Raw genomic sequence first — 13846 nt, forward strand, 5'->3', positions numbered from 1 at the left:
TTGGATCTACTTCAATTTCTTTACGACCGAGCAATTCCACTCACACTATTCACGACACTCGGCCTATTCAGTCTCATGTTTGCGTTCGCACTATATAAATCCAAACCACGACTCTCCAAAGGACTCGTCACAATAGGCATGTCCTTGTCGTTTCTTCTCTTACTGATCTCAGCCGCAAGCTTCGTCTTCACGGTATTCCTTGGCTATAACTCATAAGAAATGGAGGCACCCCACTGGGAGCGCCTCCATTTTTTAATCAATATACGGTATATGTGTTTGGGTCAATCGACTCGAGTGAGTGCTTGATCGCTTGTAAGAACTGACCTGCGACGAGACCGTCAAGGACACGATGGTCGACAGACATACAAAGGTTGACCATATCGCGTGCCGCGAACATCCCGTTTATCCAGACCGGACGCTTCACAATCGACTCGACCGATAGGATTGCCGCTTGTGGGTAATTCAAGATTGGTGCCGATTGAATCGAACCAAACGCACCTGTGTTGTTGATGGTGAATGTCCCACCACGCATCTCTTCAGCCTTCAAGCGGTTCTCACGCGCTCGCGTTGCCACGTCTTGAAGGGAAACGGCTAGTCCTTTAATATTCTTCTCATCCGCTTGGCGAATGACCGGTACGTAAAGGGCGTCGTTTGCCGCGACGGCTACCGAGAGATGGATGTCTTGGTGAACTTTGATGTGATCTCCTGCCCACTCCGAGTTCATCATCGGATACTTCTTCAATGCTTCGATGGCTGCCTTCATGAAGAACGGCATGAACGTCAATTTGACACCTTCCCGTTTCATGAACTCGTCTTTCAATTTCGCACGGGCTTCAACGAGGTTCGTCACATCCACTTCAATCATGAGCCATGCGTGTGGAGCCTCGTGTTTCGAGCGAACCATATTGTTCGCAATCGCTTGACGTACCCCGGCTGTCGGAATCGATTCATAACGGCCAGATGAAGTCGATGATGATGCGACCGGTTGTGACGGTTCAACGACAGGACGTGGTGCCTCAGTCGGAACGTCCAACTTCGTCTGTACCATCGTCTCTTGGACAGGCGCTTGTGTCGCTTGCTCAGAAGTCGATGCCGGACGTCCTTCTGATAAGTAACGAAGAATATCTTTCCGCGTGATCCGACCGCCTAGACCGCTTCCGCTCAGTTCATTCAAATCGATATCATTCTCGTTGGCGAGTCGGATGACAGCAGGAGAGTATCGACCGTTTCCACTTCGTTTTTTCGGTGCAGTGGCGACAGCTTGCTTAGAGACGGATTCTGCAGGTGGCGTTTCTGCAATCGGTTCTGTCTTCGTCTCAACTGCCGCTTCCTCCGCGCTCTCGACTTCCATCGTCAATACCGGTGTCCCGACGCTGACGGTCTCCCCTTCTGGAATGAGAAACTCTTTGACGACTCCTGCGCTAGTCGCCGGAATCTCTGCCGTCACTTTGTCCGTCATGACTTCCGCGAGTGGTTCATATTCTTCCACACGGTCTCCCGGTTTGACGAGATAGGTCGTGATCGTGCCTTCTGTCACACTTTCCCCAAGTTGGGGCATGGTAATCGTTTGTTCCATGGAGATGCCTCCTTAAAACGCTGCGAGCTGACGCGCCCGCTCGGCAATTTTTTCTGGGGATACGATAAAGAATTTTTCCATAGGTGGTGCATACGGCATTGCCGGCACATCGGGGCCAGCCAAACGCTCAATCGGCGCATCGAGTTCGAAAAGCGCCTTCTCCGCGATAATCGCCGCCACTTCTCCGATGATGCTTCCTTCTTTGTTGTCCTCCGTCACGAGTAACACTTTACCCGTCTTCTTGACCGATTCGATGATCGCTTCTTGGTCGAGCGGGTAGACGGTACGAAGATCGAGGATGTGCGTGCTGATTCCTTCTTCTTCGAGCGTTTTCGCAGCCTCTTGTGCCATATGCACGCAAAGACCGTACGTGATGATCGTGATATCGTCACCTTCCCGTTTGACAGCGGCCTTACCAATTTCAACCGTGTATTCGTCCGTCGGCAATTCCGCCTTCAAAAGACGATAGGCACGCTTATGTTCAAAGAAAAGAACAGGGTCGTTCGAACGGATTGCTGCTTTCAACAATCCCTTCGCATCGACAGGGTCAGATGGAATGACGACTTTAAGACCTGGCGTCGAACTGAACATCGCCTCGACTGATTGCGAGTGATAGAGAGCCCCGTGAATACCCCCACCGAAAGGAGCACGGATGACCATCGGACATGTCCAATCGTTGTTTGAACGGTATCGAATTTTTGCCGCTTCTGAAACGATTTGGTTCACTGCTGGCATGATAAAGTCTGCGAATTGCATTTCTGCGATCGGTCGCATGCCGTACATGGCAGCCCCGACTCCGACTCCGGCAATCGCACTCTCAGCGAGCGGTGCGTCGATGACACGATCCTCTCCATATTTTTCAATCAACCCTTGTGTGGCACGGAATACACCACCACGAACGCCGACATCTTCCCCGACGACGAAGACGTTTTCGTCGCGCTCCATTTCCTCATGAATCGCTTCATTGATCGCTTCGATAAACGTTTTCATCATTTTTCCTCCTCATAGACGTAATCCAGTGCAGATTCAGGCGATGCATACGGTGCTTTGTCCGCATATGTCGTCGCTTCATTCACTTCAGCATCGATTTGTGCATCGATTTCAGCAAGTGTATCCGCCGTTGCGATTCCGTCGTTCACAAGTCGTTGACGGAACAATTGAATGCCGTCCCGCTCTTTTAACCCTGCCAATTCTTCTGCTGAACGGTATGCTTTGTCATCATCATCTGATGAGTGTGGCACGAGACGTTCAACTTCTGCTTCGATTAGCGTCGGTCCTTCTCCGCGAAGTGCACGTTCACGCGCTTCCTTCACGACCGCATAGACAGCGATCGGGTCTGTCCCGTCGACTGTCACACCTGGCATGCCATATCCTTTCGCTCGATCTGACACGCGCTCGCATGCCAACTGTTTTGTAAGTGGAACCGAGATTGCATACTTGTTGTTCTCACAGAACAAGATGACCGGCAACTTATGGACACCTGCAAAGTTTGCGCCTTCATGGAAGTCTCCTTGGTTCGAAGACCCTTCTCCGAACGAAACGAACGTGACGAGTTCTTCTTTTTTCATCTTCGCCGCAAGTGCGATCCCGACTGCATGAGGGACTTGTGTCGTGACCGGAGACGAACCCGTCACGATGCGATGTTCTTTCGATCCGAAGTGACCAGGCATCTGACGACCACCTGAGTTCGGATCTTCCGCTTTCGCGAATGCCGATAGCATCAAGTCTCTTGACGTTTGACCAAAGTGAAGGACGACCGCCACATCACGATAGTAAGGTAGGACATAATCAATCCCTTTCTCGAGGGCGAACGCCGCACCAACTTGCGCCGCTTCTTGTCCTTGACATGAGACGACGAATGGGATTTTCCCGGCGCGGTTCAACTTCCACATCCGTTCATCAATTTTACGGGCACGAACCATCGTTTCGTACATCGCCAATAAATCTTGTTTTGTTAAACCAAGCTCTTCATATGAGTTTACAGTCATTTGTTCCATCCTTGTTCCTCCTTAGGCGTGAATCGGTAATCCATCGACGGCAAGAGCCGCTTCTTGGAAGGCTTCGCTCAGTGCAGGATGCGGGTGCACAAGTTGTCCCATCTCCCAAGCCGTCGCGTTCAAGACGAGCGCGAGTCCACCTTCTGTGATGAGTTCGGTCGCTTTCGGTCCGACGATATGAACACCGAGAAGGTCGTCTGTTTCTTTGTCCGAAACGAGTTTGACGAATCCGTCGGCTTGTCCTTCAATTCTTGCTTTTCCGAGCCCATTGAAACGGTACGTTCCTGTCTTGACGTCATGTCCAGCCTCTTTTGCCGCTTCTTCTGTCAAACCGACCGAAGCGACTTCAGGGACACTGTATACACAGCGTGGAATGAGCGCGTAATCGAGCGGTGTCGGCTCAAGACCAAGAATCGTTTCGACCGCTTTCACACCTTCTGCCGACGCGACGTGGGCGAGTTGCAACTTCCCGATGCAATCCCCGATTGCGAAGATATGACGTTCCTTCGTCCGATACTGGCTATCGACTTGAATGATGCCGTTCTCTACGACGATTGACGTGTTTTGAAGACCTAAGTCTTCCGTATTGGCAACTCGGCCAACCGAGACGAGGACACAGTCTACTTGTAACATCTCTTCCCCGACAGCAATCTCCACTGCATTTTCGTGAATCAATGTTCGTTCAGCGTCGACCGTCACGCTCTTCTTCACACGGACTCCGCGCTTTTTTAAAAGACGCTCCACTTCACGGGAGACTGCCTTGTCCTCGAGTGGGAGTAATCGATCTCCTACTTCGATCAATGTCACGTTCACATCTAAATCGACGAGCATGGACGCCCATTCGACTCCAATGACCCCTCCACCGACAATCGCAATCGATTCAGGAAGTGTTTCAAAATTGAGGAGGTCGTCTGAATTCAAAATCCGCTTGTGATCGAACGGCAATCCAGGAAGTTCACGAGGAATCGACCCTGTCGCGATAATCAATTGATTCGGCAAAATCAGTTCTGATTCACCGCTTTCATCTTCAACGGATACAGTCCCTGGTTGAGGTGAGAAGATGCTTGGTCCAAGGATCGAGGCTTTTCCGCGAAACACTTCGATTTTCCCTTGTTTCATCAAATGCTCGATTCCCTTTTCAAGACCAGCCACAAGATCACGTTTATATGTTTGAGCCCGTTCCATATTGAACGTCACATCTCCCGTCTCCACGCCATACGTCGTACTTTGCTTCGCCGTTTGATAGACATGTGCAGCTTTTAAAAGTGCCTTCGTCGGGATGCAACCTCTATGTAAGCAGGTGCCGCCTAACTTTCTCGCCTCGACGATTGCGACAGATTTATCAGCCTGGGCCGCCTTGATTGCAGCCACATATCCTCCTGGTCCTCCACCGATGACGACAACATCAAATTCTCGTGCCATGTGTATCCCCCTCATAAACTCGTGCGGTCTCTTCTTTCTCGATGACGCGAAGTGCACCTTCAGCCAACGCTTTAAGCTCATCTTCACCCGGATATACGTGTACCGGCGCGAGATAAGTGACACGCTCCTTGATTTTTTCAGTCAGCCACTCGGAATATGCAATCCCGCCCGTCAGTAAGATGGCATCCACACGACCGCATAATGTCGCGCCGTGTTTTGAAATCTCTTGAGCGACACGATAAGCCATCGTCTCATACAACAGCCTCGCCTCATCATCACCTGATTCGACCCGCTGCTCAATCTCAATGGCATCGAATGTACCGAGATGAGCAAACAGGCCGCCCTGACCGACAATTTTCTTTTTCATTTCCGATTCTTTATACCTGGTACTATAACATAGTTCTACTACCTGTCCAACAGGAATCGAGCCTGCCCGCTCCGGCGCGAGCGGTCCATCTCCGTCAAGACCATTATTCACGTCGATGACTCGACCTGCCGCATGGGCACCGACTGTGATTCCCCCACCAAGATGCGCAACGATAAGATTCAGCTCATTGTAATCGCTTCCATTTTCGGCCGCGAATCGTTTCGCGACAGCCTTTTGATTGAGGGCATGGAAAATGCTACGACGATTGATTTCTGGCATGCCGGTCTTACGGGCCAACTCGTCCATCTCATCGACGACGACCGGATCCACTATGAAACTAGGAATCCCTTCAGCCCCACCGATTTTCGAAGCGATCAGACCACCGAGATTCGATGCATGCATCCCGAAACGTCCGCTCGTCAAATCTTCACGCATGAGATCGTTGACTGTATACGTTCCTGACGTCATTGGTGCAAGCAAGCCACCACGACCGACGATCGCGGTCAAATCATTGACCGCGATGCCCGTCTCTTCTAACAAGGCACGTACTTCTTGCTCACGATGAGGCAACTGCTCTGGAAGTGTGAGACCCGTCACATCGATCGCATGTCGGACCGTGCGTGTCATCACTTCTTCCTTCCCAGCAAACAATCCAACTTTCGTCGAGGTCGACCCTGGGTTGATTGCAAGAATTAGCCGTTTTGTCATCTTAGCGTCTCCCTAGAATGCTTTTTTCAACTTTAAGGAACTGGCTGCGTGAACGCGACATCATGTGAATCCGCTCTTCCGCCATCTTATCGGCCGCTACATGCGTTGGTACACCATCACGTTCTGCGATTTCAAAGACGCGCATCATGTTGTCATAGATGAGTTCGACTTTCTTCATTGCCCGTTCACGGTTGTAGCCTTCAAGTTCGTCTGCGACGTTGATGACACCACCTGCATTAATGACGAAGTCTGGTGCGTATAGAATTCCATTTTCGTCGAGCACGTCTCCGTGACGATCTTCTGCCAATTGGTTGTTGGCAGCACCTGCGACGATTTGTGCTTTCAATTGTGGAATTGTTTTGTCGTTGATGACGGCACCGAGGGCACATGGAGCGAAAATGTCACATTCGACCGCGTAAATCTCATCCGGTTTGACGACCGTCGCACCAAAGTCTGCTTCGGCACGTTTGAGTGCTTCCTCGTTAATGTCAGTCACAATCAAATGAGCACCCTCTTCGTGGAGGTGACGGCACAGGTTGTAGGCAACGTTTCCAACACCTTGTACAGCAACGGTTTTCCCTGCGAGCGAGTCTGTCCCAAATTTCCATTTCGCAGCAGCTTTCATTCCACGATACACACCATATGCCGTGACCGGTGAAGGGTTACCACTTGAACCGAATGCAGGACTGACGCCCGTGACGTAATCCGTTTCCATGTGAATGAAGTCCATGTCGGCAACTGTTGTATTTACATCTTCAGCCGTGATGTAACGACCACTAAGAGATTGAACATATCGTCCGAATGCACGGAAGAGCGCCTCTGATTTATCTGTCTTCGCATTTCCGATGATGACGGCCTTCCCGCCCCCAAGGTTGAGACCCGCTGCAGCATTTTTATATGTCATTCCTTTTGCGAGACGCAACACATCCGTGAGTGCCTCTTGTTCTGATTCATAGTTCCACATACGTAGTCCACCGAGAGCTGGCCCGAGCGTCGTGTCATGGATGGCGATGATCGCCTTTAGTCCAGACGCTTGGTCTTGGCAAAATACGATTTGCTCATAGTCCTCAGATTGTAAGACATCAAAAATACGGAAGCGTGGCTCAGTGTTTGTTTCCATCATGATTAATTCCTCCTGTTAAGTACGATTAATGTTTAGCATGTAACAAAGCGAACGCGAGCGAATATAGCTTCGCTTCGGCAGTATCGGCACGACTTGTCAATACAACAGGGGCAGATGCGCCGACGACAATCGCCGCTACGCTCGCCTCTGCGAAATACATGATTGATTTATAAAGGACGTTGCCGACCTCTATGTAAGGTACGACTAATAAATCGGCTTGACCGGCAACTTCACTGTTGATTCCTTTTTGCTTTGCTGCGACCATGTCGACAGCGTTGTCGAGCGCGAGAGGTCCATCTACGACACAGCCCTTGATTTGTCCACGTCGATTCATTTGGCTAAGTAGTGCCGCATCGAGAGTCGCATTCATTTGTGGATTGACTACCTCGACTGCTCCAATGGCTGCGACTTTCGGCGATTCGTAACCGATGTCATGCATCGCTTCTACCGCATTGTGAATAATTTCGACCTTCTCTTCGAGTGTCGGTGCGATATGAATCGCCGCATCCGTCACTCCAATCAACTTTTCACGATTCGGAATTTGGAATAGTGCGATGTGGCTGAGCGTCCGCTTCGTACGGAGTCCAGCTTCACGATTAAGGACGGCTTTCATAAATGTCGATGTCGACACCATCCCCTTCATGAGGACGTCCGCCTCTTTATTTTTCACAGCTAATGCGGCACGTCGCGCAATCTCAACGTCACCTTTCGCATGTAAAATATCGACGGCTAACTTATCGATTCCATGCTGTTCACATAACTTTCGGATGTCTCGAGCTTCACCGAACAAAATGAAGCGTGACAGTCCATGATCCGTAGCGAGTTTTACGGCCCGGATGACTTCTTCGTCCGCTGCCCCCGCAATGGACACGGTACAGCCTTCTAACTCTTTTGCGTTCGTCAGCATCCGTTCAAAATTCATCATTGTCCCCCCTTGCTCTCTACACTATATCATAAGCAAGTTTGTTTCCTAAATTGTAAGCGTTTTATAATGCGGATGACCATGCAAATTAATGCTTACCGTGCATAAATTTTCCTGCAAATTATTGCGTGGTGTCGAGCTTGTTGTATAATGTTCGAATCGAAATCTTCAATCGGCGGGCTGCTTCTGATTTGTTGCCACTTGCCTCTTCAATTGCTCGTTCAATCAAATCGCGTTCATATTTTGCAACGGCCTCGTGAAACGTTCCAGATTCGACCACTTTTTGACTCGTGGAACGATTGGATAACTGCAAATGATGTGGGGCAATCCACTGTTCGGAGCTTGCCATATAAATCATCGCACGACCAATCACATTCTCCAGTTCTCGCACATTCCCTTTCCAATGCTGGCTCTTCAGTAATGTTAAGGCATCTTCGTCAACGCCACGTACACTACGACCGTATTCTTGATTCAGTTTACGGATTATCCGTTCACATAGTGCCTCGAGTTCATTTAATCGCTCACGTAATGGTGGGATATGGATCGGCATCCGATTGATTCGGTAATACAAATCTTCCCGGAATGTTCCGTCTGCTACTTTTTGTTCGAGATCGGCATTCGTTGCGGCAATGATTCGGACATCGATTGGGATTGCCGTCGTCCCTCCGACACGGACAATTTCATTTTCCTGGAGGACACGTAAGAGCTTCACTTGGACATCAAGAGGGAGCTCTCCGATTTCGTCTAGAAAGAGTGATCCGCCATCCGCTTCTTCGAAATATCCGGTTTTCCCGCCTCGTTTAGCTCCACTGAAGGCTCCATCTTCATAACCGAATAGCTCACTTTCAAGAAGGGTAGGTGAAATCGCCGCACAGTTCACGCGAATGAACTTTTTATATTTTCGAGGAGATTCTCCGTGAATGGCATGGGCGAACAGTTCTTTTCCTGTTCCCGATTCTCCGCGAATCAATACCGTCACTGGGGTCACAGCGGCAAGTTTCGCCTGCTCGATGACAAATCGCATGGCGTCACTCGTCGCAATGATATCGGCAAACTGATATTTGGCTTCTAGATTCCGGATGCGTGTTTTTGCCTCCTGCAATTCATCACGTAGGGCACGAATCTGAGATACGTCACGGATGACCCCAACCGAGCCTCGCAACTTTCCTTCAACGATGATCGGTTCTGCATTCACAAGAATATCTCGTCTCGTCGCCCCAATTTGCATCCGAATGTCTCGAACGCCTTGCCCGGTCGATAGTACTTTCAAATGGACGCTTTCCTGCATTCCGATATCTGCCGTCGCTGGTTTGTCGACCACATCTTCTTTTTTGAATCCGGTCAACCGTGTATAAGACGGATTGATCAAAATCGTGTTACCGTGATGATCTGCGACCGATATGGCCTCACTCGTACATTCAATGATGGCCTCGAGCATTTGTTGATTCTGTTTCAATCGTTCGACCACAATCCGAATAAATTCCCCTGGTAAGACGACCGCATCCTTGAAATGATCCTTTAATTGTTCAAACGTTTGATGTTTCCCCGTCGTTTCGATGACAAAATCTAGTGTCGCATCCGCATACTGTTTCCAATCGTCCGCCACAGATATGCCATAACTTTTAGCAAGGGCTATTCCTTCTGCAGATGTATCAGAATCTACGACCGCTACAATCGTTGCAAGCGGCGAATCCATCAGCATATGAAGGACTTCGGTCCCCCCTTTTCCTGCCCCCACAATCATCAATCGTTTATTCATACATATTCCCCCATCATCATTCTTCTCTATTTCATGCTACTGAATCCGCACCTGATTCGCAAGCTGCCCAAAATAGACCGTGTCGAACAGATCGATTTCTGTTAAAATAATGTATGGTAAAGGAGGAGATTGCATGCGTTTTATCGCGCTTCTAATCTTAATCGTCCCTGGGTTATTAGGTGTTTACGGAATCAAATTGCTACGTGATAGCTTCTTTTTGAAGACGAGCGCACCGTTTTCATGGTTCGATTCACTCGCTGCCGCCTCCATGTTGCAGGGGACCTTTGGGCTTCTGCTCGCCATGGGCGGGATCGGATTTGTAGCCGGCTATATTTTTAACCGCGACAAAAAAACAGGAAAAGTACAACGCCTCGACTCATAAGCACACAAAAAAAGGTTCCCTAACTTGACTTCATTTCAAGTGCGGAACCTTTTATTCATATTGAATTGTGATCACTACGGATGATCTCCTTTCAAACTACGTTACTTACTTTGACATGAAATCCAACGTCTTCTTAATGAAGAAGTATGAAAGAACTTTAGTAACTGCCGTCTTGCGTGAACGGAATCTTACCATTCGAGTTACTAACTGATTTACTTATCGGATCATGTCGAACCATCCATCGTGAAGTCGAACGCTTGCCATAAACTGTTCAACGGTTGACAACACTCCTTTTGGTTAACTGAACGATTGTTTTTTCCTATATCAACCCCTAGCTTCGAGTTGATGATAGAATCGCCTCGCGAATGAGCGACTGTCGCGACCTCACGTCGGGACATTAACGACTTGAGGTGTCGTTCCCACCTCTGAGCTATAATCGGATAGCGAACCGAGATGATTTGGTTTCTTCAAACGTTGCTCCGGAACAAGTTTGAAAAGCGTTCATCTGACGCTTGTCCAAGTAACTTGGTACATCTTTATTATAACAAAGGCCCACCATTTTGCAAGCGCTTTCTTTCATAAAGTAAATAAATCTTAAAGTAATTGTTTCATTAAAAAAGACTAAGTCCCATCACGACTTAGTCCTCATGAAATGATTCAATTATTCTTAAACGATACATACGTGACGAAGTACGAGATAAACTCCGAGTTTTTCGGGCTTCGCTCACGCTCCGGTCGCCCTTCGAACATCTCATGATCGCGCATGCCGTTCTCCCATGCCGTCTTGATTGCATGACGCATTGCTCGTTCTACACGAGAAGATGTCGTCTCATGCTCTTTTGCGACCATCGGATATAATTCTTTCGTGATGAGACCGAGCAAATCTTGGCGTTCTCGCACGTAAATGACAGCTTGACGGATATACTTGAACCCTTTGATTCGCGGAGAGATTCCGAGTTGCTGAAGCAGGAGTGAGATTTCAATTTCTTCTGGCGTCATTCCGTCGAATTCTCGATTTGTTCCTTCTGACAATTCACGAATTTTCGTTAATAACTGTTGAATATTGAACGGTTTGACGAGAAAATAAGAGGCCCCGAGTTGCACGGCCTGTTTCGTCACTTCATCTTTTCCAAACGCGCTCAACATGATCACTTCCGGTTTGTCATCACCTAATTCTTCATTTAGGCGTTGCAATACTCCGATTCCATCCAAATGCGGCATGATAATATCGAGTAAGAGTACATCCGGTTGGTGTGTCTTGACGACATCCAAGCATGTTTCTCCATCGTGTGCCGTACCTACGACACGAAGATCAGGCTCAGATTCTAATTGTCGGCTCAACAAATCGACGATTTCTCGATTGTCGTCCGCAATACATAATGTAATCACTTATGACACTCCTTTGATGAACTTCTGTTTTACTTGTTGTGACATCTCAAGTAATTCTTCGACGTGTTGCTTCGTCAAGTCTGTCATTTGAGCGCCAGCAATCATGCGACCCAATTCGTCGATTCGACTTTCACGGTCGAGGGACGTCACATTTGTTTTCGTCCGTTCATTCGTTTCGGTTTTCGTAATGTAAAGATGTTGGTCTGCCATCGCAGCAACTTGTGCCAAGTGCGTGATACAGAGGACTTGAGAGCCGACAGAAAGTCGGAAGATCTTTTCACCCATCGCCTGCGCGACACGTCCAGAGACCCCTGTGTCGACCTCGTCAAAAATAATGGAGGCCACTCCAACCGTTCTTGAAAAGATTGATTTGAGTGCGAGCATGACACGGGAAAGTTCTCCTCCTGAAGCGACTTTTGCGAGCGGTTTGAACGGTTCTCCAACGTTCGTCATCATGTAAAACTCTACGTCATCTAAACCATCTTGTTTAAGCGATGTAGTTTTAAAACGGACCTCGAACGCTGTTTTTTCCATATATAGTTCTTTCAACTCTCGATGAATCGCATGCTGAAGCGACTCCGCAGCCATCTTACGCGCTGAAGACAGTCTCATGCCAGCTTCTCTTGCAATTTGCTCTAATCGAATGAGTTCATCTGAGAGCGTTTGTAAATGCTCTTCACGGTTCGTCATCGACTTCAATTCATCCGACACTTGTTCGCCGTAGGTGATGACTTCTTCGATGGTCGTCCCATACTTTCGTTTCAATTGCTGGAAAAGAGCCAATCGTGACTCAATCTCATCCAATCGAATCGGGTCAAATTCGAGCGAATCTAACTGGTCCCGGAGTTGAAACTTTGCATCCTCCAACAAATAATAAGCGTTAGAGATTGTCTCCGATACAGATGTCAAAGACGAAGAGAGCTGTGACGCCTCTTCCATCTCGCGCATCGCCACTCCGATTTGATCGAGTCCATTTGACTCCTCGGCAACCGCCTCATAGGAGAGACGAATGTGTTGATGAATGCGTTCAAAGTTGGCCAATTCATCCCGTTCTTCTGTCAACGCCTGTTCTTCCCCAACTTTTAATTCAGCCGCTTCGATTTCTTTCGTTTGAAACGACAAAAGATCCATTCGTTGAGCAAGCTCCTGCTCACTTTGACTAAGACGCTTCAATTCATCGGCGACTTGTTTCCAGGCCGCAAATGCCGTTTGATATTCCTCGACTAACGGACTGATTTCTTTTTCGGCGAAATGGTCTAATATGCCAAGGTGAAATTCCGCATCCATTAAATGTTGATGTTCATGTTGACCGTGAATATCGACCAGGAGCCGTCCGAACTCCCGTAACGTCGAGAGCGGCATCATTTTCCCGTTCACACGACAGACGCTCTTCCCGCTACTATGTAGGTCTCGACGTAAGATGACTGTCCCATCTTCAACATCGATGCCATATTGTTCGGCCGCTTCGATGACCGGGTGATCCGGTTCAATCATGAACAGACCTTCGATTTCAGCTTTATCTTGACCATATCGCACGAACTCACTTGAGCCACGTCCTCCAACAAGCAATCCAATCGCATCCAACAAGATCGATTTACCGGCACCTGTCTCACCCGTGAGCACAGTCATACCTCGATTAAACGGAATGTTTAATTCGTCAATAATCGCAAACTGTTTGATTGATAGTTCTGCTAACATACGTACGTTCACCTCATAACATTCCGAGTAGTCGATCGATGATTTGCTTCGCCTTCTCTTCGTCGCGTGCAATCATTAAAATCGTATCATCTCCACACACCGTCCCAATCAATTCATCCCATGATAGATGATCAATCAAGACGCCGATTGCATCAGCATTTCCCGGGAGCACTTTCATGACGACCAAATTTTGTGCAGAATCGACCGAGACGAAGCTGTCACTAAGGATTCGCTTCATTTTCCCGTATGGATTAAAGCGTTGATCGGCAGGCAGACTATACTTATATCGTCCATCGTTCAATGGGACTTTGACCAGATGTAACTCTTTAATATCCCGAGACACGGTTGCCTGTGTGACTGGGTACCCCGAGCGACGTAGCTCATCCACCAACTCATCTTGCGTCTCGATTTCTCGATTCGTCACGATGTCTCGAATTTTAATCAATCGCTGTCCTTTGTTCATAAGCGCTGACACCTCATTTTTCGTTTCACATACACATTAT

The 13846-nt window shown here is 48.4% G+C and carries 13 protein-coding genes; 2 read left to right on the top strand and 11 right to left on the bottom strand.

Features of this window, described 5'->3' with window-relative positions; all coding sequences use genetic code 11:
* Complete coding sequence (locus tag KNO68_RS05415; RefSeq protein WP_078147092.1) at window positions 1-216, top strand: hypothetical protein; 216 nt, start codon at window positions 1-3, stop codon at window positions 214-216.
* A 40-nt stretch (window positions 217-256) separates the two neighbouring features.
* Here KNO68_RS05415 and KNO68_RS05420 read toward each other — a convergent pair whose 3' ends face one another.
* The 8 genes from KNO68_RS05420 to KNO68_RS05455 form a co-directional block, all read right to left on the bottom strand.
* Complete coding sequence (locus KNO68_RS05420) at window positions 257-1576, bottom strand: dihydrolipoamide acetyltransferase family protein (RefSeq protein ID WP_251024853.1); 1320 nt, start codon at window positions 1574-1576, stop codon at window positions 257-259.
* Window positions 1577-1588: 12 nt separating this feature from the next.
* Complete coding sequence (locus KNO68_RS05425) at window positions 1589-2566, bottom strand: alpha-ketoacid dehydrogenase subunit beta (protein WP_078147095.1); 978 nt, start codon at window positions 2564-2566, stop codon at window positions 1589-1591.
* On the bottom strand, window positions 2566-3573 hold the full coding sequence (locus KNO68_RS05430) for a thiamine pyrophosphate-dependent dehydrogenase E1 component subunit alpha (RefSeq protein WP_370148335.1): 1008 nt from the start codon (window positions 3571-3573) through the stop codon (window positions 2566-2568). The genes KNO68_RS05425 and KNO68_RS05430 overlap by 1 nt, the downstream gene beginning before the upstream one ends.
* Window positions 3574-3585: 12 nt before the next feature.
* Entirely contained in the window at window positions 3586-4995 is a 1410-nt protein-coding gene (gene lpdA / locus KNO68_RS05435; protein ID WP_215112195.1) for a dihydrolipoyl dehydrogenase, read from the bottom strand.
* Window positions 4979-6070 (bottom strand): butyrate kinase, encoded by a 1092-nt coding sequence (gene buk / locus KNO68_RS05440; RefSeq protein WP_215112196.1) that lies wholly within the window; start codon window positions 6068-6070, stop codon window positions 4979-4981. Before buk ends, lpdA begins: the two co-directional genes overlap by 17 nt.
* Before the next feature lies 1 nt (window position 6071).
* Complete coding sequence (locus KNO68_RS05445; RefSeq protein ID WP_012726561.1) at window positions 6072-7193, bottom strand: Glu/Leu/Phe/Val family dehydrogenase; 1122 nt, start codon at window positions 7191-7193, stop codon at window positions 6072-6074.
* A gap of 25 nt (window positions 7194-7218) precedes the next feature.
* Complete coding sequence (yqiS, locus tag KNO68_RS05450) at window positions 7219-8115, bottom strand: phosphate butyryltransferase (protein WP_215112197.1); 897 nt, start codon at window positions 8113-8115, stop codon at window positions 7219-7221.
* Window positions 8116-8236: 121 nt separating this feature from the next.
* Window positions 8237-9874 carry a sigma 54-interacting transcriptional regulator gene (locus KNO68_RS05455; RefSeq protein WP_078147100.1) on the bottom strand — a complete coding sequence of 546 codons (1638 nt, stop codon included), beginning with the start codon at window positions 9872-9874 and terminating at the stop codon, window positions 8237-8239.
* A gap of 133 nt (window positions 9875-10007) precedes the next feature.
* On the opposite strand from KNO68_RS05455, the gene KNO68_RS05460 reads away from it, so the two are divergent.
* Window positions 10008-10256, top strand: a complete 249-nt coding sequence (locus KNO68_RS05460) for a DUF2627 domain-containing protein (RefSeq protein ID WP_031423346.1) — start codon at window positions 10008-10010, stop codon at window positions 10254-10256.
* Window positions 10257-10913: 657 nt separating this feature from the next.
* On the opposite strand, the gene spo0A is transcribed toward KNO68_RS05460, so the two are convergent.
* The 3 genes from spo0A to ahrC are packed head-to-tail and all read right to left on the bottom strand — an operon-like array spanning window position 10914 to window position 13806.
* Window positions 10914-11645: a sporulation transcription factor Spo0A gene (gene spo0A / locus KNO68_RS05465; protein ID WP_074036711.1), complete on the bottom strand. Its 732-nt coding sequence runs from the start codon at window positions 11643-11645 to the stop codon at window positions 10914-10916.
* A complete protein-coding gene (gene recN, locus KNO68_RS05470; RefSeq protein WP_078147102.1) occupies window positions 11646-13343 on the bottom strand; it encodes a DNA repair protein RecN in 1698 nt (565 codons plus the stop codon).
* Between the two features lie 13 nt (window positions 13344-13356).
* A complete protein-coding gene (gene ahrC, locus KNO68_RS05475) occupies window positions 13357-13806 on the bottom strand; it encodes a transcriptional regulator AhrC/ArgR (RefSeq protein WP_012726567.1) in 450 nt (149 codons plus the stop codon).
* Window positions 13807-13846: the final 40 nt, after the last annotated feature.

It is taken from the genome of Exiguobacterium sp. s75, assembly GCF_018617145.1.
Lineage (GTDB): Bacteria > Bacillota > Bacilli > Exiguobacteriales > Exiguobacteriaceae > Exiguobacterium > Exiguobacterium profundum.

Coding starts and splice junctions, on each gene's coding strand:
- KNO68_RS05425 (WP_078147095.1), bottom strand. CDS start 2,566: ATGAAAACGTTTATCGAAGCGATCAATGAAGCGATTCATGAGGAAATG.
- KNO68_RS05420 (WP_251024853.1), bottom strand. CDS start 1,576: ATGGAACAAACGATTACCATGCCCCAACTTGGGGAAAGTGTGACAGAA.
- KNO68_RS05460 (WP_031423346.1), top strand. CDS start 10,008: ATGCGTTTTATCGCGCTTCTAATCTTAATCGTCCCTGGGTTATTAGGT.
- KNO68_RS05430 (WP_370148335.1), bottom strand. CDS start 3,573: ATGGAACAAATGACTGTAAACTCATATGAAGAGCTTGGTTTAACAAAA.
- KNO68_RS05455 (WP_078147100.1), bottom strand. CDS start 9,874: ATGAATAAACGATTGATGATTGTGGGGGCAGGAAAAGGGGGGACCGAA.
- lpdA (WP_215112195.1), bottom strand. CDS start 4,995: ATGGCACGAGAATTTGATGTTGTCGTCATCGGTGGAGGACCAGGAGGA.
- recN (WP_078147102.1), bottom strand. CDS start 13,343: ATGTTAGCAGAACTATCAATCAAACAGTTTGCGATTATTGACGAATTA.
- ahrC (WP_012726567.1), bottom strand. CDS start 13,806: ATGAACAAAGGACAGCGATTGATTAAAATTCGAGACATCGTGACGAAT.
- buk (WP_215112196.1), bottom strand. CDS start 6,070: ATGACAAAACGGCTAATTCTTGCAATCAACCCAGGGTCGACCTCGACG.
- yqiS (WP_215112197.1), bottom strand. CDS start 8,115: ATGAATTTTGAACGGATGCTGACGAACGCAAAAGAGTTAGAAGGCTGT.
- KNO68_RS05445 (WP_012726561.1), bottom strand. CDS start 7,193: ATGATGGAAACAAACACTGAGCCACGCTTCCGTATTTTTGATGTCTTA.